This window comes from Micromonospora sp. C51 (assembly GCF_018070435.1).
In the GTDB taxonomy this organism is placed as follows: Bacteria; Actinomycetota; Actinomycetes; order Mycobacteriales; family Micromonosporaceae; genus Micromonospora; species Micromonospora sediminimaris.
Genome location: NZ_JAGPXQ010000013.1, coordinates 38,486 through 61,178, shown reverse-complemented (window position 1 = coordinate 61,178; position 22,693 = coordinate 38,486). Strand labels below are relative to the sequence as shown.

The 22,693-nt window shown below is 70.6% G+C and carries 22 protein-coding genes; 13 read left to right on the top strand and 9 right to left on the bottom strand.

The window, feature by feature from the left end; all coding sequences use genetic code 11:
* Positions 1-8: 8 nt before the first annotated feature.
* Positions 9-815, bottom strand: a complete 807-nt coding sequence (locus tag KBX50_RS16010; RefSeq protein ID WP_210937818.1) for a sugar phosphate isomerase/epimerase — start codon at positions 813-815, stop codon at positions 9-11.
* A 75-nt stretch (positions 816-890) separates the two neighbouring features.
* Positions 891-1,835 carry a Ppx/GppA phosphatase family protein gene (locus tag KBX50_RS16005; RefSeq protein ID WP_210937817.1) on the bottom strand — a complete coding sequence of 315 codons (945 nt, stop codon included), beginning with the start codon at positions 1,833-1,835 and terminating at the stop codon, positions 891-893.
* Between the two features lie 72 nt (positions 1,836-1,907).
* Here KBX50_RS16005 and KBX50_RS16000 point away from each other — a divergent pair, with 72 nt between their 5' ends.
* On the top strand, positions 1,908-2,717 hold the full coding sequence (locus KBX50_RS16000; RefSeq protein WP_210937816.1) for a hypothetical protein: 810 nt from the start codon (positions 1,908-1,910) through the stop codon (positions 2,715-2,717).
* A gap of 109 nt (positions 2,718-2,826) precedes the next feature.
* Here KBX50_RS16000 and KBX50_RS15995 read toward each other — a convergent pair whose 3' ends face one another.
* Together KBX50_RS15995 and KBX50_RS15990 are read right to left on the bottom strand one after the other, a co-directional pair.
* Positions 2,827-3,510, bottom strand: a complete 684-nt coding sequence (locus tag KBX50_RS15995; protein WP_093403456.1) for a response regulator transcription factor — start codon at positions 3,508-3,510, stop codon at positions 2,827-2,829.
* A 56-nt stretch (positions 3,511-3,566) separates the two neighbouring features.
* A complete protein-coding gene (locus KBX50_RS15990) occupies positions 3,567-4,796 on the bottom strand; it encodes an ATP-binding protein (protein ID WP_210937815.1) in 1,230 nt (409 codons plus the stop codon).
* A 199-nt stretch (positions 4,797-4,995) separates the two neighbouring features.
* Here KBX50_RS15990 and phoU point away from each other — a divergent pair, with 199 nt between their 5' ends.
* Complete coding sequence (gene phoU / locus KBX50_RS15985; protein WP_210937877.1) at positions 4,996-5,646, top strand: phosphate signaling complex protein PhoU; 651 nt, start codon at positions 4,996-4,998, stop codon at positions 5,644-5,646.
* Positions 5,647-5,710: 64 nt separating this feature from the next.
* On the opposite strand, the gene KBX50_RS15980 is transcribed toward phoU, so the two are convergent.
* The gene (locus tag KBX50_RS15980) at positions 5,711-6,478 is read right to left on the bottom strand and encodes a phosphoglyceromutase (RefSeq protein ID WP_093403711.1); all 768 of its coding nucleotides are present in this window, start codon (positions 6,476-6,478) and stop codon (positions 5,711-5,713) included.
* Between the two features lie 151 nt (positions 6,479-6,629).
* Between KBX50_RS15980 and KBX50_RS15975 the strand changes: the two genes are divergently transcribed.
* Positions 6,630-7,937, top strand: coding sequence for an MFS transporter (locus tag KBX50_RS15975; RefSeq protein ID WP_210937814.1), 1,308 nt, complete (start codon positions 6,630-6,632; stop codon positions 7,935-7,937).
* 109 nt (positions 7,938-8,046) lie between these two features.
* Positions 8,047-9,321 (top strand): MFS transporter, encoded by a 1,275-nt coding sequence (locus KBX50_RS15970; protein WP_210937876.1) that lies wholly within the window; start codon positions 8,047-8,049, stop codon positions 9,319-9,321.
* Between the two features lie 370 nt (positions 9,322-9,691).
* Here KBX50_RS15970 and KBX50_RS15965 read toward each other — a convergent pair whose 3' ends face one another.
* The 3 genes from KBX50_RS15965 to mshA all read right to left on the bottom strand — a co-directional run bounded on the left by KBX50_RS15965 (position 9,692) and on the right by mshA (position 12,757).
* Positions 9,692-10,582, bottom strand: coding sequence for a hypothetical protein (locus KBX50_RS15965; protein ID WP_210937813.1), 891 nt, complete (start codon positions 10,580-10,582; stop codon positions 9,692-9,694).
* 106 nt (positions 10,583-10,688) lie between these two features.
* The gene (locus tag KBX50_RS15960; RefSeq protein WP_093403448.1) at positions 10,689-11,222 is read right to left on the bottom strand and encodes a YbjN domain-containing protein; all 534 of its coding nucleotides are present in this window, start codon (positions 11,220-11,222) and stop codon (positions 10,689-10,691) included.
* Between the two features lie 185 nt (positions 11,223-11,407).
* A complete protein-coding gene (mshA, locus tag KBX50_RS15955; protein ID WP_210937812.1) occupies positions 11,408-12,757 on the bottom strand; it encodes a D-inositol-3-phosphate glycosyltransferase in 1,350 nt (449 codons plus the stop codon).
* A 184-nt stretch (positions 12,758-12,941) separates the two neighbouring features.
* Between mshA and KBX50_RS15950 the strand changes: the two genes are divergently transcribed.
* Positions 12,942-13,706: an SDR family oxidoreductase gene (locus KBX50_RS15950; protein WP_210937811.1), complete on the top strand. Its 765-nt coding sequence runs from the start codon at positions 12,942-12,944 to the stop codon at positions 13,704-13,706.
* Positions 13,703-14,500 carry a class I SAM-dependent methyltransferase gene (locus KBX50_RS15945; RefSeq protein ID WP_210937875.1) on the top strand — a complete coding sequence of 266 codons (798 nt, stop codon included), beginning with the start codon at positions 13,703-13,705 and terminating at the stop codon, positions 14,498-14,500. The genes KBX50_RS15950 and KBX50_RS15945 overlap by 4 nt, the downstream gene beginning before the upstream one ends.
* Before the next feature lie 85 nt (positions 14,501-14,585).
* Here the strand turns inward: KBX50_RS15945 and KBX50_RS15940 are convergent, their stop codons facing one another.
* Positions 14,586-15,668, bottom strand: a complete 1,083-nt coding sequence (locus KBX50_RS15940) for a UDP-N-acetylmuramate dehydrogenase (protein ID WP_210937810.1) — start codon at positions 15,666-15,668, stop codon at positions 14,586-14,588.
* A gap of 70 nt (positions 15,669-15,738) precedes the next feature.
* Here KBX50_RS15940 and KBX50_RS15935 point away from each other — a divergent pair, with 70 nt between their 5' ends.
* From KBX50_RS15935 to KBX50_RS15905, 7 genes are all read left to right on the top strand, one after another.
* A complete protein-coding gene (locus KBX50_RS15935) occupies positions 15,739-16,503 on the top strand; it encodes a maleylpyruvate isomerase family mycothiol-dependent enzyme (RefSeq protein WP_210937809.1) in 765 nt (254 codons plus the stop codon).
* Positions 16,504-16,731: 228 nt separating this feature from the next.
* Entirely contained in the window at positions 16,732-18,039 is a 1,308-nt protein-coding gene (locus KBX50_RS15930) for an ABC transporter substrate-binding protein (RefSeq protein ID WP_093403442.1), read from the top strand.
* A 112-nt stretch (positions 18,040-18,151) separates the two neighbouring features.
* Positions 18,152-19,159, top strand: coding sequence for a carbohydrate ABC transporter permease (locus KBX50_RS15925; RefSeq protein WP_210937808.1), 1,008 nt, complete (start codon positions 18,152-18,154; stop codon positions 19,157-19,159).
* The gene (locus KBX50_RS15920; RefSeq protein WP_210937807.1) at positions 19,156-19,320 is read left to right on the top strand and encodes a hypothetical protein; all 165 of its coding nucleotides are present in this window, start codon (positions 19,156-19,158) and stop codon (positions 19,318-19,320) included. Before KBX50_RS15925 ends, KBX50_RS15920 begins: the two co-directional genes overlap by 4 nt.
* Positions 19,317-20,150: a carbohydrate ABC transporter permease gene (locus tag KBX50_RS15915; RefSeq protein WP_210937806.1), complete on the top strand. Its 834-nt coding sequence runs from the start codon at positions 19,317-19,319 to the stop codon at positions 20,148-20,150. The genes KBX50_RS15920 and KBX50_RS15915 overlap by 4 nt, the downstream gene beginning before the upstream one ends.
* On the top strand, positions 20,147-21,517 hold the full coding sequence (locus tag KBX50_RS15910; protein ID WP_210937805.1) for a GH1 family beta-glucosidase: 1,371 nt from the start codon (positions 20,147-20,149) through the stop codon (positions 21,515-21,517). The genes KBX50_RS15915 and KBX50_RS15910 overlap by 4 nt, the downstream gene beginning before the upstream one ends.
* Before the next feature lie 19 nt (positions 21,518-21,536).
* Positions 21,537-22,544: a LacI family DNA-binding transcriptional regulator gene (locus tag KBX50_RS15905; protein WP_210937804.1), complete on the top strand. Its 1,008-nt coding sequence runs from the start codon at positions 21,537-21,539 to the stop codon at positions 22,542-22,544.
* Positions 22,545-22,693 lie beyond the last annotated feature (149 nt).

Here is a 22,693-nt window from a genome sequence, read left to right as displayed (position 1 = left end):
ACCGACGCTCAGGCGTCGACCGGGGACGGCGTGCTGAGGTGCTGACGGGCGAACGCCAGCGCCTCGCGCAGATCCGCCTCGCGGACCTGTCGGCTTTTCGCGCCCCGGGTGGTCACCTCCACCGCCACCGAGCCGGTGAAGCCCCGCCCGGCCAGCGAACGCAGCAGCTCGGCGCAGGGTTGGTTGCCGCGTCCCGGCACCAGGTGCTCGTCGCGTCCCTCGCCGGTGCCGTCACCGAGGTGCACGTGCGCCAGACCGTCGCCCATCCGGTCGGCCATCGCCAACGCGTCGGTGTGCGAGGCCGCGCAGTGCGACAGGTCGAGGGTGTACGAGACGTAACCGGCTTCGGTGGGATCCCAACCGGGCACGTACGGGACGAACTGGCGGCCGGCCATCCGTACCGGGTACATGTTCTCCACCGCGAACCGTAGGCCGCCGAACTCGCCGGCCACCCGGTCGAGCCCCTCGGCGAAGCCTCGCGCGTAATCCCGCTGCCAGGTGAACGGCGGGTGCACCACGACGGTCGGCGCCTCCAGCGTCTCGGCCAGCACCGCCGCCCGGCGGAGCCGCTCCCACGGATCAGGGCTCCACACCCGCTGCGTGACCAGCAGACACGGAGCGTGCACGGAGAGCACCGGCACCCCGTAGTGATCGGAAAGTCCACGCAGCGCGCCCGCGTCCTGGCTGACCGCATCGGTCCACACCATCACCTCAAGGCCGTCGTAGCCGTGGGTCGCGGCCAGCTGAAACGCCGCCGCGGTCCGCTCAGGGAAGACCGAGGAACTGGACAGGAGCACCGGGACGCGGGAAGTCACACCACCGAGGGTAGCCGCCGCGCGTCCGGACACCCTGACGAGAGTACGTAAACCGGACAGCGAGGACGACGGGGATCACACCGGAGCCAGTCGATCCATCCGGCTGAGGATCAGGCCCTCCCGCAGTGCCCACGGACACACGTCCAGGGAGTCCACGCCGAGTCGACGCATCACCGACTCGGCGACCACGGCACCGGCCAGCAGCTGGTGGGCGCGCCCGGCGCTGACCCCTTCCAACTCGACGAGCTGCGCCGGTGGGATGTGCCGGATGAAGCCGAGCACCTGTCGCAGCCCGGACCGGGTGAGTCGGCGTCGGGCCCAGAGCCCGGCCCCGCTGGGTGCCGCGCCGGCGAGTCGGGCCAGCGTACGGAAGGTTTTGGAGGTAGCCACCGGCCGTTCCCAACCCACCTCGGTCATCCGCTCGACCACCGGATCGAGGTGGGCGTCGACGTACTGCCGCAGGTCCTCCACCGTTTCCGGTCCGGGCGGGACGGTGCTCTCCGGATCCACCCCGAGCCGGTCGCGGGTCAGCCGACCGGCGCCCAGGGGCAGCGACACCGCGACGTCCGGGTCCTCGTCGATACCGGCCGCGATCTCCAGCGAGCCGCCACCGATGTCCAGCACCAGCAGCCGCCCGGCGGACCAACCGAACCACCGCCGGACCGCGAGGAAGGTCATCCGGGCCTCGTCGGCGCCGGAGAGCACCTCCAGCCGTACGCCGGTGGAGTCCCGCACCCGGGTCAGGACGTCGGCCGCGTTGGTGGCGTCACGCACCGCGGAGGTGGCGAAGGCGATCAGGTCGTCCACCTCCAGGCCGGCGGCCGACGTACGCGCCGCCTCGACCGCCTTGACCAGGGCGTCCGCGCCGGCCTCGCGGAGCGCGCCGTCCGGGCCGATCTGCTCGGCGAGACGCAGCACGGACTTCTCCGAATGCGCCGGCCACGGGTGCGCGCCGCGGTGGGCGTCGACCACCAGCAGGTGCACCGTGTTGGAACCGACGTCGAGGACACCCAATCGCATGGAAGAACCCTAGGCCCACCCGGTTCGCGTCACTCGGCGACCTGCCCGCCGCACCACGCGTACGCTGGCCGGGTGACAGGGCAGATCGAACTCCGCGTGCTGGTGGACGACCCGACCGACCCGCGCAGCCGGGAGGTGCCGCTGGACTTCCCCCGGGAGTGGATCGAGTTCGTCGACCCGGCGGACGAGCGGCATCTGATCCGGGCCGACCTCACCTGGTTGCTGTCCCGGTGGACGTGCATCTTCGGCCAGGGCTGCCACGGCATCATCGCCGGCCGGTCGGCCGACGGTTGCTGCTCGCACGGCGCGTTCTTCACCGACTCCGACGACGAGTCGCGGGTACGGGCCGCGGTGAAGCGGTTGACCCCGCAGACCTGGCAGCACTATCGGCGTGGGTTCAAGAACTGGACCGAGAACGACACCGTCGACGGTAAGAACCCGGCCCGGCGGACCGCCACCCGGGAAGCGGACGGGCCCTGCGTCTTCCTCAACGACGCCGACTTCCCGGGCGGCGGCGGCTGCGCGCTGCACGCCCAGGCGCTGCGCGACGGAGCGCATCCGCTGGAGTACAAGCCGGACGTGTGCTGGCAGCTGCCGATCCGCCGTGATCAGGAATGGGTGAAGCGGCCGGACAACACCAAGGTGCTGGTGTCCACGCTTGCCGAGTTCGACAGGCGTGGCTGGGGTGCTGGTGGGCACGACCTCGACTGGTGGTGCACCTCCTCCACCGACGCGCACGTCGGGGCCGACCCGATGTACCTGTCGTACGCCCCGGAGTTGACCGCGCTCATCGGCGAGCCGGCGTACGCCAGACTGGCCGAGCTGTGCGCGGCGCGGACCCGGCAGGGGCTTGTCGCCCCGCACCCGGCCGACGGCGCCTGACGCGGCGCCCGCCCGCCCGCCGGTTGCTGACCGGGGCGTCGGAGTAAGCCGTCACGTGACAGATCGTCATCAACGATGGCAGTCACGAGCCGGCGCGGCTCAGGTCCGATCAGGGCTCGAACTTGTAGCCGAGACCGCGCACCGTGACGATGTGGCGCGGGGTGGAAGGCTCCGGCTCGATCTTGGAGCGCAGCCGCTTCACGTGCACGTCCAGCGTCTTCGTGTCGCCGACGTAGTCGGCACCCCAGACGCGGTCGATCAGCTGCCCCCGGGTGAGCACCCGGCCCGCGTTTCGCAGCAGCAGCTCAAGCAGCTCGAACTCCTTGAGCGGCAACTGCACCGCGCCGCCGTCCACGGTCACCACGTGCCGCTCGATGTCCATCCGGACCGGCCCGGCGGCGAGCGTCGGCGCGCCCGACTCAGGTGCCTCCGGGCTCTGCCGGCGCAGCACCGCGCGGATCCGGGCGACCAGTTCCCGGGGGGAGTACGGCTTGGTCACGTAGTCGTCGGCCCCGATCTCCAGGCCGACCACCTTGTCGATCTCACTGTCCCGAGCGGTGACCATGATGATCGGCACGTGCGAGCGCTGGCGCAGCTGCCGGCAGACCTCGGTACCGGACATCTCCGGCAGCATCAGGTCGAGCAGGACGATGTCGGCACCGGTCCGGTCGAACTCGGTGAGAGCCGACGTCCCCGTGGCGGCCACGGAGACCTCGAACCCCTCCTTGCGGAGCATGTACGACAGCGCGTCCGAGAACGACTCCTCGTCCTCGACCACCAGAACGCGACTCAACGGCGTTTCCTTTCATCGGTCGGACCGGGCGGCGCCCGGTCTGATCCAGGTGCGGTTCAGACCTGCCGGAGCTCGGCCGGACCGGCCTCGATCCCAGCAGGCGGCAGTGTCGCCAGCAGGTCGTCCGGCGGGCGAGCGGGCAGCCGGAGAGTGAACGTCGACCCACCACCAAGAGTGCTCGCCACCTCCACCCGACCGCCATGGTTGCTCGCGATGTGCTTGACGATCGCCAGCCCGAGGCCGGTACCGCCGGTTGCCCGCGAGCGCGCCTGATCGGCCCGGTAGAACCGCTCGAAGATGCGGTCGACGTCGGTGGGGGCGATGCCGATGCCCTGGTCGGTGACCGCGATCTCGACCTGCTCTCCGGCGGCCCGGGCGGCGATGCGTACCGTCGTGTCCTCGCCGGAGTAGTTGAGGGCGTTCTCCACCAGATTCGCCACCGCGGTGGCGAGTTGGTTGTCGCTGCCGTACACGGTCAGGCCGCGCTCCGCTTCGACGGTCACCTCGATCCGGCGGGCGGCGGCGGCGGTCCGGGTGCGATCGATCACCTCGGAGATCACCCAGTCCACCCCGACCGGCTCCGGAGCCGGCTGCGGTTCGGCCCCCTGGAGTCGGGTCAGCTCCAGCAACTCCTGCACCAACCGACCCAACCGGGTCGACTCGTGTTGGATGCGTTCGGCGAACCGCCGGGCCGCGATCAGGTCCTCGGAGAGGTCCGGGCGCCCCTCGTCGGCCGGCTCGGTGGCGTCCAGCAGCGCCTCGGCGAGCAGTTGCAACGCGCCGATAGGGGTCTTCAGTTCGTGGCTGACATTGGCCACGAAGTCTCGGCGCACCCGGGCCAACCGGTGCGACTCGGTCACGTCGGCCGCCTCCACCGCGATGTAGCCGTTGCCCAGCCCCATCGCTCGCAGGTGCACGCCGAGCGGGTTCTCCCCGGCATTGTCGCGGCCTCGGGGCAGGTCGAGCTCGATCTCGCGCCGCACGCCGGTGCGCCGCACCTGCCCCGCCAGGGTACGAATCAGCGGATGCGCCATGATCGAACCTGGCCGCCCACCGGTCCGCAGCAGCCCCATCGCCCGTGCCGCCGGATTGACCAGCACGGGCACATCGTCTGCGTCGAGCACCACGACCCCCGCGCGCAGCGAATCGATCGCGCGGCGGCCGAGCCCGACCTGCACTTCGTCGACGATCGCGAGCCTCCCCTTACCGAACCGGGACAACCACAGGCCGACGGCCACCCCGACCACCAGGGCCGCAGCCACGCCCACCGTCACCGCCCACGTCACTCGGCGATCGTATGGTCATTGTTAACCTGGCTATCGCCCAGAACAGGACGAAGCACTCTCACTTCCGGGAAAGTTCACTCGCGCGTCCGGCGTAGTTCATCGGCGTTCACCTCCGATCCGCCCGGGAGTCATAGCTTGACGGCGTACCTGCGCAAATCCCGCCGGCGGGCTCGCCGGCACCGACGGACAGGACATGACAATGCGCGACGAGTTCCGGGCCGAGCTTGAGGCCGTCAGCCAGCTGCTGGTCGAGATGGCCGAGGGAGTTCGGGCGGCACTGCGGCAGGCGACCCGGGCCCTGCTCACCGCCGACCGTCGGGCGGCCGAGTCCGTGATCGAGCGGGACGCGGAGATCGACGGGCTGTACCGCCAGGTGGAGGAGCGCGTCTGCGACCTGCTGGCCCGCCAGGCACCGGTCGCCTCGGACCTACGCGCCATGATCACTGCGCTGCACGTGGCCGCCGATCTGGAGCGGATGGGCGACCTGGCCGACCACGTGGCCAAGACCGCGCTGCGCCGGCACCCGTCGCCGGCCGTTCCGGCGGAGCTGCGCCCGGTCTTCACGGACATGGCGGGCATCGCCGACCGGATGGCCGAGAAGATCGCCTCGGTGCTGGCCCGCCCCGACGCCGACCTCGCCGCGGAACTGGACAGCGACGACGACGCGATGGACGAGCTGCACAAGGGGCTGTTCGGGGTGCTGCTCGGCGCGGACTGGCCGTACGGGGTGGAGACCGCGATCGACGCCACCCTGCTCGGTCGCTTCTACGAGCGCTTCGCCGACCACGCGGTCAACAGCGCCGAACACGTGGTCTACCTGATCACCGGCGAACCCGTGACCTCTCCCTGAGCACGGCGAGGGGCCCCGGCCAGCGCCGGGGCCCCTCGGGTCCGTCTCGAAGTCCTCGGTCGGCTCAGCGACCCTGGTTGGCGACGGCGGCGGCGGCCGCCTTGGCGGCCTCCGGGTCGAGGTAGGTGCCGCCCAGCGTCTGCGGACGCAGCAGCGGGTCCAGGTCGTAGCGCAGCGGAATTCCGGTGGGGATGTTGAGCTTCGCGATGGCCTCGTCACTGATCTGGTCCAGGTGCTTGACCAGCGCCCGCAACGAGTTGCCGTGCGCGGCCACCAGCACCGTACGGCCGGCCAGGATGTCCGGCACGATCGAGTCGTACCAGTACGGCAGCATCCGCTCGACGACGTCCTTGAGGCACTCGGTACGCGGCATCAGTTCGGTCGGCAGCAGCGCGTAACGCGGATCACCCACCTGCGACCACTCGTCGTCGTCCTCGATCGGCGGCGGTGGGGTGTCGTACGACCGGCGCCAGAGCATGAACTGCTCCTCGCCGTACTCATCCAGGGTCTGCTTCTTGTTCTTGCCCTGCAACGCCCCGTAGTGGCGCTCGTTCAGCCGCCACGACCGACGCACCGCGATCCAGTGCCGGTCGGCGGCGTTCAGCGCCAACTCGGCGGTCCGGATGGCGCGGCGCATCACGCTTGTGTGCACCACGTCCGGCAGCAGGCCGTGCTCGCGCAGCAGCTCGCCGCCGCGGCGCGCCTCGTCCTCCCCCTTCGCGGTCAGGTCGACGTCGACCCAGCCGGTGAAGAGGTTCTTGGCGTTCCAGTCGCTCTCGCCGTGCCGCAGCAGGACCAGCGTCCCGACGGTGGGCCCCTCGCTAGCTGTCATGCCGATCATCCTGCCGCAACCCGCAATGGCCCGCGCGGGAAGGGTGGTGACGACCACCACGTGGAAATCCAGGTGACCTTGATTCCGGCGCGCCACTAGGTTGGTAAGGATCCAACAGATCACCAGGCATTACGGAAACGGGGGCGCGGGCGTGCGCGCGATGCGGGGTTGGTTCCGGGACACCACAGGTGGGCTACCGAGGACCTTCTGGTACCTCTGGACGGGCACGCTGATCAATCGACTCGGCTCGTTCGTCCTGGTCTTCCTCGCCATCTACCTGACCCAGGAACGCGGCTTCTCCGCCTCGCAGGCCGGGCTGGTGCTCGGTGCCTGGGGCGTCGGCGGTGCGGTCGGCACCACCGCCGGCGGCACCCTGACCGACCGGTGGGGTCGCCGGCCGACCCTGCTCACCGCCCACCTCGGCGCCGCGACCATGATGCTCGCCATGGGCTTCGCCCGTGACCTGTGGACGGTCGCGGCAGGGGCGTTGCTGCTCGGCCTCTTCGCCGAGGCGGCCCGCCCCGCGTTCGGCGCCATGATGATCGACGTGGTGCCGGAGCGGGACCGGCTGCGCGCCTTCTCGCTCAACTACTGGGCGATCAACCTCGGGTTCGCCTGCGCCGCGGTGCTCGCCGGGTTCGCCGCGCAGGCCGGTTACCTGCTGCTCTTCGTGGTCAACGCGGCCACCACGGTGGTCACCGCGCTGATCATCTTCGTGAAGGTCAAGGAGACCCGGACCGTCACCGTCGGCATGCCGCGCGGCGGCGTACCGGCCGGAGCCCTGCGGACCCTCCTGACCGACCGGGTGTTCCTCGGTTTCGTCGCCCTGAATCTCCTCGGGGCGCTCGTCTTCCTCCAGCACATCTCGATGCTGCCGATCGCGATGGCCGACTCGGGCCTGAGCCCCGCCACGTACGGATCGGTGATCGCACTCAACGGCGTGCTGATCGTGGCCGGTCAACTCTTCGTGCCCCGGCTGATCAGAGGGCGCAACCGCTCACACGTGCTCGCCCTGGCCGCGGTGGTGATGGGCGTGGGCTTCGGGCTGACCGCGTTCGCCGAGGTCGCCTGGTTCTACGGGCTGACGGTGCTGATCTGGACGCTCGGCGAGATGCTCAACTCGCCGTCCAACGCCACCCTCATCGCCGAACTCTCCCCCACCGAGCTGCGTGGTCGCTACCAGGGCGTCTTCTCGCTCTCCTGGCAGCTGGCCGGAGCGGCGGCGCCGATCCTCGGCGGACTGGTACGGGAGCAGGCCGGCAACGCGACCCTCTGGGCGGGCTGTGCAGCGATCGGCCTGGTGATGGCGGTGGGCCACCTGCTCTCCGGGCCCGCGCGGGAACGGCGTGCCCTCGCGTTGCGTACCGCTGGCGCGGCCCCGGTGGTGACGGTGCAGTCGACCGCACCGCAGCCCGCCGCCCCGCAGGCGGCCGAGCCGGTGGCCACCTCCCGGGGGTGAACCCCGCCACCCCGCGTCTCGCCCGCCGATCAGCCCGGGCAAGATCTGTTAGGTGTCCGAACAGATCGGGAAGGTCGGGGCGCCGGCCGAACAGCAGCAGCACGACCCGGTGGCGACCGGGGCGCTTCGTCGCTGGCTGACCGACACCGCGGGTGGCCTGCCCACGACCTTCTGGTACCTCTGGGTCGGCCTGCTGATCAACCGGGCCGGGGCGTTCGCGATGCTCTTCTTGTCGCTCTACCTGACCGCGGCCCGGGGCGCCAGCGAGTCACTGGCCGGCGTGGTGGTCGGCGGGTACGGCGCGGGTGGTGCGGTCGGGGTGCTGCTCGGTGGGGTCCTGGCCGACCGCTGGGGTCGACGCTCGACCCTGGTGGCAGCTCACCTGGTCACCGCCGCCCTGATGGTCGCGCTGGCCCTCAGCCAGCACCTGGGCATGATCGCGGCACTCGCCCTGCTGGTCGGGGTTACGCACTCCATGCCGAGCCCGGCCTTCGTGGCCGCGATCGTCGACGTGGTACCGGAGCATCGCCGGTCCCGCGCCTTCAACCTGCAGTTCTGGGCGTTCAACCTCGGCATGGCCGTCGCGTCGCTGCTGGCCGGTCTGCTGGCCGAGGCAAGCTACGTGGCCCTCTTCCTGGTCGACGCGGTCGCCACGGTGGCGACCGCCGCGCTCATCGCCTGGAAGGTCCCGGAGACGCTGGCCCGTCGGCAGATGCGGGCGAGTCCGGCCGCCGGCACCCGCCGCCCGCGTCGACCCGGGCTGCACACCGCGCTTACCGACCGGCACTTCCTGGTCTTCGTCGGGCTGACCTTCGTCCTCGCCGTACTGACCATGCAGGCGTCGACGATCATGCCGTTGGCCATGCGCGACGACGGGTTGGGGCCGTCGTCGTACGGCGCGGTGGTGGCCCTCGGCGGCGTCCTGATCGTGCTCGGGCAGTTGTTCGTACCCCGGCTCATCGACCGCCACCGGAAGGCCCACGTGCTGGCCCTGTCGACGGCGCTGCTCGCCGTCGGCTTCGGCGCGCTCGCGGTCGCCGACGACCTCGTGTTCTACCTGGGCGCCTGCCTGGTCTGGACGGTCGGCTCGATGCTGGCCGCGCCACCCAACGCACAGATCAACGCGGACCTGGCGCCACCGGCGCTGCGGGCCCGCTACCAGTCGGTTTTCTATCTGGCCTTCCCCGCAGCGTCCTTCATCGCGCCGACGCTCGGCGGCTTCAGCCTGCAACGGTGGGGCGACGGGCACTGGCTGCTGGTCGGCGCACTGGGTCTGTTGGCCGCTGGTGCGCACCTGCTCGCCGGGCCGGCGCGGGAGCGACGCGTGGCCACCCTGCGTCGTCAGCGGGAACGGGCCGAGCCGTCGCTGGCCGGGCATTCCTGAGCACACGCGTCATGCCCGGCACGAAGTCGTGCCGGGCATTTCACGTCGTACGACCGGCGGCGGCGGGCGGCACTCACCCCCGTAAGCGACGCCCGCTCGCGCCGCCGGTCCAAACAGGTGGGCCACCGTCCCCCAACGGTGTCGGTCCACCCGTCCCCCGCGTCTCGCCCGGCTGCACAGATCTGATCGATCCGCCGCTCCCCCGAACGGTACCGAGCGTGACGCGGTGCAATAAAGCTAGTGCGGCCAGACCTCGCGATTCAACCTGAGCGGCTGTCTCGCCCGTCACAGCGCGATCCCCTTCGAGACGACGCTCAGGCCCTCGGTCAAGGCCAACTGCGGGTACCCGAGGACTATTCCCGCAAACCTTTCACCCGTCCTCACGATCGGGTGATTCGGTCCGGAAAAAGTTGCTCTGCCGGCCGTCCCGCATCTGCTCCTGATAGATCAGGTTCAGCCGGCGCAGGTCGAAGGTGTGGAACCACTCGTCCCAGGTGATCTCGCGGATCCGGCTGCTCTCCCGGTAACCCGGAATGTTGAACGTCAGCACCCCGGCCCGACCCGCACGCTCGGTACCGCTGATCGTCGCCGGCTTGGCGCCCCGCTCCCGGGCCCACCGCCGAATGACGTCATGGTTGGTGGTCACCAGGCTGCGGCCGGGGCGCTCCGGCCGGTCCTGGAGCGAGGAGATCAGCTGCGACGACCGGACCGACCGCGACGTCGACCGACCGGTCCGGGCCGCGCCACCACGGGCCGGGCGGGCCTCCGCCGGACGGCGGGTGGGTACCGCCTTACGGGCGCGGGTAGCCGTCGTGCCGCTCGCGGCGGATTTGCGCGGGGCCGATTTTCGCGCTCCCGCCGCGCCGGTCGCCTTGCGCGCCGGAACAGCCCGTTTCGCCGGCGCCGCCTTGGCCCGTCCCGGCGCCGCCTTGGCCCGTCCCGGCGCCGCCTTGGTCCGGCCGGAAGCCGCCTGTTTCGTGCCGGACGCCTTCGTGGCGCCGGCCCGGCCGGCCGGGCCGCTGCTGCGGCGCCCGGCACCGCTGGATCGCAGCGTCTTCGCCAGTGTCTTCACCAGTTCCGGCTTACGCAGGGCCGAGATGCCGGAGACTCCGTGCCGCCGCAGTTGTCCCCGAATGTCGTCCACCCGCATGCGGGAGATCTCCGACTCGGAGATCCGTGGCGTGTTCGGGGTCTGGTTGCCGCCCTGCCGCTTGGTCCTGGTCGCGGTCCCGCCGCGACCCGAGCTGCTTCGCTGAGCCATGGATGCTCACGCTCCTCGCCACTCGCCGTCTCGGCGCGGCGGGTCCCAACGCCGCACCGCGCGCAGCGGCTTACCCGTCAGGAGCGGTCCGAACCTCCGACTGCCGTCAAGAGGCGTCCGAGTTTCCGGCTGCCGGTGGAGCCGACCGGGCGGCCTCCGAGGGCTCGAACAGGTGCGCGAAGGCGGCCAGGTTGGCGGTCGACTCACCGCGCTTCACCCGCCACTCCCACTCGCGGCGGATCGAGCTGCCGAAGCCGATCTCCAGCATCGTGTCGAAGGACTCGTCGGCGTAGGTCAGTACCGCGCCGAGCAGCCGATCCAACTCGTCGGCGTCGACACCGTCCGGGTTGACCCGGCCGGTGAGGTAGACGTCACCGACCGCGTCGATGGAGAACGACACGGCGTACATCTTGGCGTTGCGCTGCAACAACCAGGCCCACAGCTCCTCGCGCCGCTCGTCCGGCTGACGCATCACGAACGCCTCGATCCGCAGCGCGTGCTCACCGACGATCAGGTTGCAGATCGTCTTGAGCTTGTGCGTACCGGGCAGGGTCACCGCGTACGACCCCGGGCCGGTGGACTCGCAGGCGAGGTCCCGCTCCGCGCAGACGGACTCGATCAGTGCACCGAGGTCGCTCATCCGGCCAACTCTACGACGATCACCACCGCATCGCCCGGCTGCCGGGCAGTCGCCGTGCAGGTCCGGCGCAGCCGGGCGAACTCCGGTGCAACGCCGGGTGGACCGAGGCCGCGCCTACCTGTGTTGCCCGGAGGGACCGGACCGGTGGGCCGAGCCCGTCCTGCGGTCAACAGCCCGTCCTGCGGTCAACAGCAGGAGGCGGTGAGTTCTGCGGTGAGGCCGGCCCGGTTGTCGGCGATCGCCTCACCGTAGACGCTGAGCAGGCCGGCGGCCGTGCGATGCCAGGAGAAGGCTCGGGCATGCCGGGCGGCACCGGCGGACAACTCCGCCCGTCGGGCCCGGTCGGGCAACAGGCGGGCCAGCGTACCCGCCCAGTCCGCCGGGTCGTGTCCGCGCACCAGCACCCCGCTGACCTGGTCACGTACCGCGGTGACCAGTCCGCCGACGGCGGCGGCCACCACGGGCGTACCGCAGGCCTGGGCCTCCAGTGCGACCAGGCCGAAGGATTCGTTGTACGACGGCACCGCGACCAGGTCGGCCGCCTGGTACAGCAGGGGCAGTTCCACTCCGGTGCGCGGCGGCAGGAAGTGCACTCGGTCGGTGACGCCGAGCGAGGCGGCCAGTTCGATAAGCGCGGTGGGCCGGTCCAGCCCGGTGCCGCTGGGCCCGCCGCAGATCACCACCGCCACCTCACGGGCCAGCTCGGGATCCCGCGCACGAAGGGCGGCGATCGCGCGGATGAGGACGTCGGGCGCCTTCAGCGGCTGGATCCGCCCGACGAAGGCGACCAGATGACCTCGGGTCGGCAGGCCCAGCCGAACCCGGGCAGCCGTGGTCGCCGTGTCCCGGTCGCCGGCAGCGGGACGGAACCGCTCCAGATCCACCCCGGGCTCGACCACCGTCACCCGGGTGGGGTCCGCGTCGTACCGGCCGATCAGGTCCCGCGCCTCGACCCGGGTGTTCGCCACCAGCCGGTCCGCCTCCGCGACCACCTGCTCCTCACCGATCACCCGCGCCTTCGGCTCCGGTCGGTCACCGACGGCGAGCTGCGCGTTCTTCACCTTGGCGAGGGTGTGCGCGGTGTGCACCAACGGCACCCCCCAGCGGTCCTTGGCCAGCCAGCCGACCTGCCCGGAGAGCCAGTAGTGGGAGTGGATGAGGTCGTAGTGGCCCGGCGGGCGGGCCGCCTCGGCGCGCAGCACGCCCGCGGTGAACGCGCAGAGCTGGCCGGGCAGTTCCTCCTTGGTCAGGCCCTCCAGCGGGCCGGCCATCACGTGCCGGACGTGCACTCCTGGGGCCACCTCCACCACCGGCGGCAGGTCGCCCGAGGTGGCCCGGGTGAAGATCTCGACCTCGACGTTCGCCTCGGCCAGTCGCCGGGACACCTCCAGAATGTAGACGTTCATGCCGCCCGCATCCCCCGTGCCCGGCTGGTGCAACGGTGAGGTGTGTACCGACAGTGTCGCGATCCGCCGGGGACGCGGCCACGGCAGGGAACCTCGCTGACGACCGACACCGGTGTGCTCTTCCGCCACTTCCGCTCCCTTTGCCACGGTTGATGCCGTCCCCGCACGACCGGCGCTCCTGCGTCAACACTCCACGCCGGATGTCATCTTCCCGATCGGCGACGGGTAATACGTCGGGCAGGCCTTCGGGCGTGACCGACCTCATGGCGACCGTGCCGCCCGCCATCCGATGGCGGGGGGCGAGAATGGCCGGATGAGTCGTGTCGCGATCGTCACCGGAGCATCCAGCGGGATCGGCGCCGCCACCGCCCGGCGGCTCGCGGGCGAGGGGTTCCACGTGCTCGCCGCGGCACGGCGTACCGACCGCCTGGCCGAACTGGTCGCGGAGATCAGCGCAGCCGGCGGTTCCGCCACCGCAGTGCGCTGTGACGTCACCTCCGACGAGTCGGTGGCCGACCTCGCCCGGGCCGCACAGCAGGCCGGCGGGCCGGTGACCCTTCTGGTGAACAACGCGGGTGGAGCACGCGGGCTGGATCCGGTGGAGTCCGGCGCGATCGGTGACTGGCAGTGGATGTACGACGTCAACGTGCTCGGCACGCTGCGGGTCACCCAGGCGCTGTTGCCAGCGCTGGAGAGTTCCGGGTCCGGTACCGTCGTCGTCGTCTCGTCGACCGCCGGCTTCACCGTTTACGAGGGTGGGGGCGGCTACACCGCGGCCAAGCACGCGCAGACCGCGATCGCGGGCACGTTGCGGCTGGAGTTGTGTGGGCGCCCGGTGCGGGTGATCGAAATCGACCCGGGCATGGTGAAGACCGACGAGTTCTCGTTGACCCGCTTCAACGGGGATGTCGAGCGGGCGGAGGCGGTCTACGCCGGCGTCGCGGAGCCGCTGCTCGCCGAGGACGTCGCCGACTGCATCGCCTGGTGCGCCACCAGACCACAGCACGTCAACGTGGACCGTCTCGTGGTCCGGCCGCTGGCCCAGGCCGCCCAGCACAAGGTGCACCGGACGGGCTGACGGTGACGCCGGCGTCCCGGCCGCTCGGCGCGGCGACCCGGGGGACCACGAATCCCAACCGGCTCCGCCGGGTCGACAACTGGATCGTGGAGACCTGCGCTGATCCGCTGCGCGCCGCGCCAGACCCGCTGGTGGTGGACCTCGGCTACGGCGCGACCCCGGTGACCGCGGTGGAGCTGCGGGACCGGCTCGCCGCCCGGGTCCGCCCGGACGTGCGGGTGGTCGGGCTGGAGATCGATCCGGTACGCGTCGCCGACGCGCAGCCCGCCGCCGACCCACCCGGGCTCACCTTCGCCCGTGGCGGCTTCGAGCTGGCCGGTCTGCGTCCCACCCTGGTCCGCGCGTTGAACGTGCTGCGCCAGTACGACGAGAGCGAGGTGGCCGACGCGTGGGCCACGATGTGCGCCGGGCTGGCGCCCGGCGGGCTGCTGGTGGAGGGGACCTGCGACGAGTTGGGACGCCTCGGGGGGTGGGTGCTGCTCGATGTCGACGGGCCGCGCTCGCTGACCCTGGCCGCCCGGCTGGCGACCCTGCGCACTCCGGCCGAACTGGCCGAACGGCTGCCGAAGGCGCTGATCCACCGCAACGTGCCGGGCGAGCGGATCCACGACCTGATCCGGGCCCTGGACGACGCCTGGCGTACCGCCGCCGGCTACGCCCCCTTCGGCCCGCGCCAACGTTGGTTGCACACCGTGTCGGCCGTCCGCGCCCAGGGCTGGCCCGTCCTCGGCCGCCCCGGCCACTGGCGCCACGGCCGCCTCACCGTCCCCTGGCCCGCAGTATCCCCCAGCTGAACGAGCCCGGCGGACACGGAGTTGACCAAGAAGTTTTCGTCCAGATCGCCCGCGAAAGCCGACGCAAACTTCTTGATCAACTTTGTCAGAGGGTGCAGTTGATGAGGACGGGTTCGGGGTGCAGGGTCACGCCGAAGCGGGACTGGACGCCGTCGCGGATCTCGCGGGCCAGGGTGAGCAGGGCCTGAGCGCTGGCGGTGCCGGTGGGGTTGGTGAGGGCGAGGGTGTGCTTGGTGGAGATGGCCGTGCCCTCGGGACCGGGATACCCCTTGCCGAAACCGGCCTTGTCGATCAGCCAGGCGGCGCTGACCTTGACCACGCCGCCGACACCGGGCCACGCCGGCGGCTCACCCAGCCCGTTGGCCCGCTGCCGCAACTGTTCGTACGCGGCGGCGTCGAGGACCGGGTTGGTGAAGAACGAGCCGACGGAGCGGGTGTCGGGGTCGCCCGCGTCGAGCACCATGCCCTTGCCCGCGCGTAGTCCCAGCACCGTGGACCGGGCCTGAGCCAGCGGCACGCGGTCACCGACCTCGACGCCGAGCGCCCGGGCCAGCTCCGCGTAGCGCACCGGACCGGACAGCGGCGAGCGGGCCAGCCGGAAGTCCACGGAGAGCACCACCCAGCGCTCGTTGTACTTGAAGATGCTGGACCGGTAGGCGAAGCCGCAGTCGACGGCCTCGACCTGCCCGACCGTGCCGGCCGTCCGGTCGTAGACCTGCACGGCGGTGATGGTCTCGGCGACCTCCTGCCCGTACGCCCCGACGTTCTGGATCGGCGTGGCACCGGTCGAGCCGGGAATGCCGGAGAGGCACTCCAGCCCCGACCAGCCGTTGCGTACCGTCGCGGCGACCAGGTCATCCCACGGCTCGCCGGCCTCGACCCGTACCGTCACGGTCTGCTCGTCCTCGGTGAGTACCCGCAGCCCCCGGGAGCGGACGAGCACCACCGTGCCGGGGAAGCCACCGTCACCGATCACCACGTTGCTACCACCGGCGATCAGGAGGATCTCGGCGCCCGCCTCGCGTACCCGGCTGACGATCTCGTCGGCGTTTGTGGCGCTGACCACCCGGCCGGCGGGCCCTCCCAGGCACAATGTCGTGTATTGCGCCAGATCGTCCGTGCTGGCGGGTTGCGCGGCGGCTGTCGGCTGGGCGTAGACGTCAGACACGCCTCTCACCCTAGGCTGAGGGGTAGCCGTGGCACCCACTGGTGGCCCGGTCACCCCCGGGAGGATGGCGATGAGCAGATTGCACGGCACCAAGGATTTCTGGATCGGCGCGCTCCGGACGGAGGGCCCGGCGTTCGCCGCCGCGGTAGCCGAGGCGCCGCCCGAGACACCTGTGCTGTCCTGCCCCGGTTGGACCGTGACCGACCTGACCCGCCATCTCGCCGGCGTCTACCGATGGGTGCACGCCGTGGCCGGCTCGGGCGATCCGTCGGCACCACAGCAGGGCAGGTCACAGCCGGTCGAGCCGGCGGCGGACGTCACCGCCGTGCAGCAGTGGCAGCAGGCGTACGACGAACTGATGGCGCTCTTCGACTCCCTCGACCCGGAGGCGCCGGCCTGGAACTGGGCTCCGCAGCCGAAGAAGGCGGGCTTCTGGCCACGCCGGATGGCCCATGAGACGGCGGTGCACCGCTGGGACGCCCAGCTCGCCATCGCCGCGGGTGAGCCGGTCGAGGCCAAGCTCGCGGCCGACGGGGTGAGCGAGGTGCTGGACACCTGGCTGCCAGCGGGCCGGCGCAGGTCGGGCGGCCCGTGGGCGGGCGTGGTCCGGTTGACCGCCACCGACGCCGACCAGGAGTGGTATCTGCGGCTGCGCGGTGAGGGGGTGGCCCTGCTCGACACCGGCACCATCCTCGACCACGACGACCACCACGCCCGGGTTCAGGTCACCGGCACCGCCAGCGACCTGCTGCTGGCGCTCTGGGGGCGAGTCAGCTTCGACACCCTCACCGTCTCCGGTGACCGCACCCTGCTCGACGGCGTACGCACCGGCTGACCCCTCCCAACCTCGTTGATCATGAGGTTGGCGGCAGAGTTGATCTCCTCAGTTGCCGCCAACCTCATGATCAATCGGCGCGGGTGGACGGCGGGCCGGTTGTGGCCATTCTGTGATGGGGGCTGAGAGAGCGCTCTCTTGACACGGTCCCGGGGCGGACCGCAGGCTACGAGAGAGCGCTCTCAGAACCTTCTACCACCACCCCGACCTGAGAGGGGTCATCAGACAATGGGCACATTCCCGCGTCACCGCCTCGCGGCGGTCGCTCTGGCCGCCACCGGCGTCCTGCTCGTCACCAGCGGCTGCGGCGGCGGCGACGAGGCCGCCGGGGACGGCAAGATAACGCTCACCGTCGACGTCTTCGGGCAGTTCGGCTACGAGCAGCTCTACCAGCAGTACATGGACGCCAACCCGAACATCAAGATCGTCGAGCGGGGCACCGGCGGCAACCTCGACGAGTACTCGCCGAAGCTGACCCAGTGGCTTGCCGCGGGCAAGGGCGCCGGTGACGTCGTGGCCATCGAAGAGGGCCTGATGGTCGAGTACAAGGCCAACCCGGACAACTTCGTGAACCTGCTCGACCACGGTGCCGCCGACCTCAAGGGCAACTTCCTGGAGTGGAAGTGGAACCAGGGGCTCACCGCCGACGGCCAAAAACTGATCGGGCTCGGCACCGACGTGGGCGGCATGGCCATGTGCTACCGCACCGACCTGTTCGAGAAGGCCGGCCTGCCGACCGACCGTGAGCAGGTCTCCGCGCTCTGGCCGACCTGGGAGGACTACATCGCCACCGGCGAGAAGTTCAAGGCCGCCAACACCGGCGCGTCGTTCCTGGACGCGGCCACCAACACCTTCAACACCATCGTGCTCCAGACGGCCGGCAACGCGCAGGGCTACCACTACTACGACACCAGCGACAACCTGGTGGTGGACACCAACCCGGCGGTCAAGCAGGCCTGGGACATCACCATGAACATCGTCAACGCCGGCCTGTCCGGCAAGTACGGTTCCTGGTCCGAGGAGTGGGTCTCCGCCTTCAAGCAGGCCAAGTTCGCCACCATCGCCTGCCCCGCCTGGATGACCGGCGTGATCGAGGGCAACGCCGGGCCGGAGGCCAAGGGCAAGTGGGACATCGCCCGGGTGCCGGGCAACGGCGGCAACTGGGGCGGCTCGCACCTGGCCGTGCCGCAGCAGAGCAAGCACCAAGACGAGGCGGTCAAGCTGGTCAAGTTCCTGACCAGCGCCGAGGGTCACATCGGCGCCTTCAAGGCCAAGGGCCCGCTGCCGTCCTCGCCGCAGGCGCTGGACGACCCCGCCATCACCGAGGCCACCAACGCGTACTTCTCCGACGCGCCGGTCGGCAAAATCTTCGGCGAGGGCGCGAAGACCCTGAAGCCGGTCTACATGGGCCCGAAGAACCAGGCCGTCCGCACCGAGGTGGAGAACGCGGTCCGCACCGTCGAGCTGGGCCAGCGTAGCCCCGACCAGGGCTGGCAGGACGCGATCAACAACGCCAAGAAGGCCGCCGCCAAGTAACCGGCCCGACGGCCCCATCCCCGCCGCCGGTCCAGGTCCGCCGCGTCGTACGCGTACGGCGGCTCGCCCTGGGCCGGCGCGGGGCGGGGGCGTGGAAAGGAGTCAACGGGTCATGGCGTTGCAGCTCGACGCGCGACCGCCGGCCGGACCGGCGCCGCGGGACACCCGCCCGTCCCGGGCCGGCCGGCTGAGCCGGATCGACGCGAAGTACTCGCCCTACCTCTACATCGCCCCGTTCTTCGTGATCTTTGCGATCTTCGGGGCCTGGCCGCTGGCGTACACCTTCTGGGTCTCCCTGCACGGCTGGGACCTGTTGGGCAGCAATCCCACCTTCATCGGCGCGGAGAACTACACCCGGCTGCTGGCAGACAGCGACTTCTGGCACTCGGTGGTCAACACCCTCGGCATCTTCGTCATCAGCACGCTCCCCCAGCTGCTCGCCGCGCTCTGGCTGGCGAACCTGCTCAACCGGCAGCTCCGGATGCGTACCGGTTGGCGGATGGCGGTCCTGGTGCCCAACGTGACGTCCACGGCCGCCGTGGCGATCGTGTTCGGGGTGCTGTTCGGCCGCGAGTTCGGCATGGTCAACTGGCTGCTCGACCTAGTCGGCGTCGACGGCATCGAGTGGAAGTCCAACCGGTTCGCCTCCTGGGTGGCCATCTCGACGATGGTCGACTGGCGCTGGACCGGCTACAACGCGCTGATCTTCCTGGCCGCCATGCAGGCCATCCCCCGCGACCTCTACGAGGCGGCGGCGATCGACGGCGCGAACCGGGCCCGGCAGTTCTGGACCATCACCGTGCCGCTGCTCAAGCCGACGATCATCTTCTGCGTCATCATCTCCACCATCGGCGGGCTGCAACTGTTCACCGAGCCTCGGCTGTTCCACTCCGGCACCAACGCGATCCGGGGCGGGCCGCTGCGCGAGTCGCAGACGATGACCATGTACATGTTCGAGAACGCCTTCGCGCCGTACTACAACTTCGGCTACGGGTCGGCTGTCGCCTGGCTGCTCTTCGCCCTGATCGCCATCGTCGCGGCGATCAACGTCCTGATCATCCGCCGGCTCGGCGCCGGCGCCCGGCCGGACACCGGCAAGCGGAAGGGAGGCTCCCGATGAGCGAGCACAGCGAGCGAATCATTAAGCACGGTGCCGTGGTGGCTCGTCGGGACGCCGAGCGCAGCGAGGTGGCGCCGGTGAGCGAGCGCAGCGAGCGAACAATTCGGCTCAGTGCTGGTGAAGCTCATCGGGACGCCGAGCGCAGCGAGGTGGCGCGATGAGCAGGCTGTGGCGGGCGAGCCCGCTCACGTACTTCGCACTCGTTGCCGCCGGGGTCCTGTCGGTCTTCCCGATCTACTGGATGTTCGTGGTGGCCAGCCGGTCCAGCGATGCGATGGGCCAGCTGCCACCGCCGGTGACCCCCGGCGGCAACCTGGGCGCCAACATCTCCCGGCTGTTCGCCAACACCGACGCCTACTTCCTGACCGGCCTGATCAACTCGGCGATCGTCGCGATCACGGTCACCGTCTCCGTGGTGTTCTTCTCCACCCTCGCCGGGTTCGCCTTCGCCAAGCTGCGGTTCCGGGGCAGCAGCGCACTGCTGATGATCATCATTGCCACGATGATGGTGCCCACCCAACTGGGCGTGATTCCGTTGTACATCCTGATGACGAAGTTGAACCTGAACGACCGGCTGCCGGCGGTGATCATGCCCGCACTGGTCACCGGTTTCGGGGTGTTCATGATGCGGCAGTACGCCGGGCAGGCGGTCAGCAGCGAGCTGATCGAGGCAGCCCGGGTGGACGGTTGCGGTACCGCCCGCATTTACTGGAACGTGGTGGTACCGGCGCTGCGACCGGCCGCCGCCGTGCTCGGCCTGCTCACCTTCATGACCACCTGGAACGACTTCCTCTGGCCGTACGCGGTGCTCAACGACCCGGAGAATCCCACCGTGCAGCTATCGTTGCGGGCCCTGTCTGACGGCTACTACCAGGACATGTCCCAGGTCTTCACCGGCACGGCCATCGCCACGCTGCCCCTGCTGCTGGTATTCGTCCTGTTCGGCCGCCAGATCATCGGCGGGATCATGGAAGGTGCGGTCAAGGCGTGACTGAGTTGAGTTTTCCGGACAACTTTCTCTGGGGTGCGGCCACTGCGGCGTACCAGATCGAGGGGGCGACCCGCGACGACGGGCGCGGCGAGTCGATCTGGGACACCTTCAGCCGTACGCCGGGCAAGGTGCACGCCGGCCACACCGGTGACGTCGCCTGCGACCACTACCACCGGTACGCCGACGACGTCGCGCTGATGGCGGAGCTGGGGTTGCAGGCGTACCGCTTCTCGGTTTCCTGGCCCCGCATCCAGCCCGACGGCAGCGGCCCGGTCAACCCGCGCGGCCTGGACTTCTACGACCGGCTGACGGACGCGCTGCTGGGCCGGGGCATCGATCCGATCATCACGCTCTACCACTGGGACCTGCCGCAGACCCTTCAGGATCGCGGCGGTTGGACCAGCCGGGACACCGCCGAGCACTTCGCCACCTACGCCTCCGCGTTGTACGCCCGCCTCGGCGACCGGGTCGGTACCTGGACCACGCTCAACGAGCCGTGGTGCTCGGCGTACCTCGGCTACGGCAACGGCGTGCACGCCCCCGGGGTGCAGGATCCGGGCGCGGCCTTCAGCGCCGTACACCATCTGCTGCTGGCGCACGGCCTGGCCACCCAGGCGTTGCGCGCGGCCGGTGCCGGCCGGGTCGGTGTCACGCTCAATCCCGCCGACGTGCGCCCGGCCGATCCCCACAGCGCGGCGGACGCCGCCGCCGCACGCCTGGTCGACGGCCTGCACAACCGGATCTTCCTCGATCCGCTGCTGGTCGGCGGGTACCCGGACGACATCCGGGAGCATGTCGCGCGGATCGTCGAACCCACCTTCGTGCAGGACAACGACGAGAAGATCATCGCGGCGCCGATCGACCTGCTCGGGATCAACTACTACGCGCCCACCTACGTCGCCGGACGGACGGACGGTGCCGGTGGTGGCGGGGCGTACCCCGGCACCGAGGGACAGGTGCAGTTCCTGGCTCCGGTGGGGCCGCTCACCGACATGGGCTGGATGATCGAACCGGCCGGACTGACCCGGCTGCTGGAGCGCATCGCCACCGACTACCCGGCGGTGCCGCTGCTGATCACCGAGAACGGTGCGGCTTTCCCGGACAAGACCGCCGACCCGACGACCCCTCTCCAGGACTCGGACCGGATCGCCTACCTCGATGGCCACCTGCGCGCCGCGCACGAGGCCATCGCCCGGGGCGTCGACCTGCGCGGCTATCTCGTATGGTCATTGCTTGACAACTTCGAGTGGGCCGAGGGGTACCGTAAGCGATTCGGCATCGTGCACGTCGACTACCTCACTCAGCGGCGTACACCGAAGTCCAGCGCCCGGTGGTACCAGGAGGTGATCTCCCGGAACGGGCTGTGACGAGGTGGTGGTTTCTCCGATGACGGGGGCGCAACGGCCCACGCTGGAAGCGGTGGCACGACGGGCCGGGGTGTCCCGGGCCACCGTTTCCCGGGTGGTCAACGGTTCAACCACGGTCGCCGAGCCGATCCAGGAAGCGGTCCGCCAGGCGGTCGCCGAGCTGGGGTACGTGCCGAACCTGGCCGCACGTACCCTCGTCACCCAGCGGACCGACTCGATCGCCCTGGTGATGCCGGAGGAGGCCACCCGGGTCTTCTCCGACGACCAGGTTTTTCCCGGGATCATCCGCGGCGCCGCCCAGGAGTTGGAGGCCGCGGACAAACAGCTGGTGCTGATGTTGGCCGGGTCGCCGGCCGGGCATGAACGGGTCGCCCGGTACACCACCGGTCGACACGTCGACGGGGTGCTGTTCGCCTCGCTGCACGGGGCAGATCCGCTGCCCGCCCGACTGGCCGCGCTGGGCATCCCGGTGGTGTGCAGCGGCCGGCCACTCGACGGGGCGGACGTGCCGTACATCGACGTCGACCAGGTCGGCGGGGTCACCCGGGCGGTAAGGCACCTGATCGACAGCGGCCGACGTCGGATCGCCACCATCGCCGGGCCGCAGGACATGGTCGCCGGCATCGAGCGGCTGGCTGGCTACCGGGACACCGTCGCCGCCGCCGGGCTGCCCGAGATGGTGGCGGTCGGCGACTTCACCCGCGAGTCCGGAGCGGCGGCGATGCGCGAGCTGCTCGCCGCCCACCCCGATCTGGACGCCGTCTTCGCCGCGTCGGACCTGATGGCCCACGCCGCCCTGCGTACGCTGCGCGAGGCCGGACGTCGGGTACCCGAGGACGTGGCGGTGATCGGCTTCGACGACATCGAGACCGCCGCGTACACCGATCCGCCGTTGACCACCGTCCGGCAACCGATAGTGGAACTGGGTCGGCAGGGCACCCGGCTGCTGCTGCGCCTCGCCGCTGGCGAAGAGGTTGAGCCGGCGCTCATCCTGCCCACCGAGCTGATCATCCGCGAATCTGCCTGAGGTCCGTGACGGTCGATCCGGGGCTGTGATGTTCGGCATTTCGTCCGCATTACGCCTCACCCCGCCGACTCGACAGGGACGGTCCGAACACGAGCCTGGCATCGGCGTCGGGCCTCGTTGACCACGGTGGATCCACTCTGTCGTCAGCG

Coding starts and splice junctions, on each gene's coding strand:
- KBX50_RS15965 (WP_210937813.1), bottom strand. CDS start 10,582: ATGGCTCAGCGAAGCAGCTCGGGTCGCGGCGGGACCGCGACCAGGACC.
- KBX50_RS15950 (WP_210937811.1), top strand. CDS start 12,942: ATGAGTCGTGTCGCGATCGTCACCGGAGCATCCAGCGGGATCGGCGCC.
- KBX50_RS15920 (WP_210937807.1), top strand. CDS start 19,156: ATGAGCGAGCACAGCGAGCGAATCATTAAGCACGGTGCCGTGGTGGCT.
- KBX50_RS15935 (WP_210937809.1), top strand. CDS start 15,739: ATGAGCAGATTGCACGGCACCAAGGATTTCTGGATCGGCGCGCTCCGG.
- KBX50_RS15905 (WP_210937804.1), top strand. CDS start 21,537: ATGACGGGGGCGCAACGGCCCACGCTGGAAGCGGTGGCACGACGGGCC.
- KBX50_RS15980 (WP_093403711.1), bottom strand. CDS start 6,478: ATGACAGCTAGCGAGGGGCCCACCGTCGGGACGCTGGTCCTGCTGCGG.
- phoU (WP_210937877.1), top strand. CDS start 4,996: ATGCGCGACGAGTTCCGGGCCGAGCTTGAGGCCGTCAGCCAGCTGCTG.
- KBX50_RS16005 (WP_210937817.1), bottom strand. CDS start 1,835: ATGCGATTGGGTGTCCTCGACGTCGGTTCCAACACGGTGCACCTGCTG.
- KBX50_RS15930 (WP_093403442.1), top strand. CDS start 16,732: ATGGGCACATTCCCGCGTCACCGCCTCGCGGCGGTCGCTCTGGCCGCC.
- KBX50_RS15960 (WP_093403448.1), bottom strand. CDS start 11,222: ATGAGCGACCTCGGTGCACTGATCGAGTCCGTCTGCGCGGAGCGGGAC.
- KBX50_RS15925 (WP_210937808.1), top strand. CDS start 18,152: ATGGCGTTGCAGCTCGACGCGCGACCGCCGGCCGGACCGGCGCCGCGG.
- KBX50_RS15915 (WP_210937806.1), top strand. CDS start 19,317: ATGAGCAGGCTGTGGCGGGCGAGCCCGCTCACGTACTTCGCACTCGTT.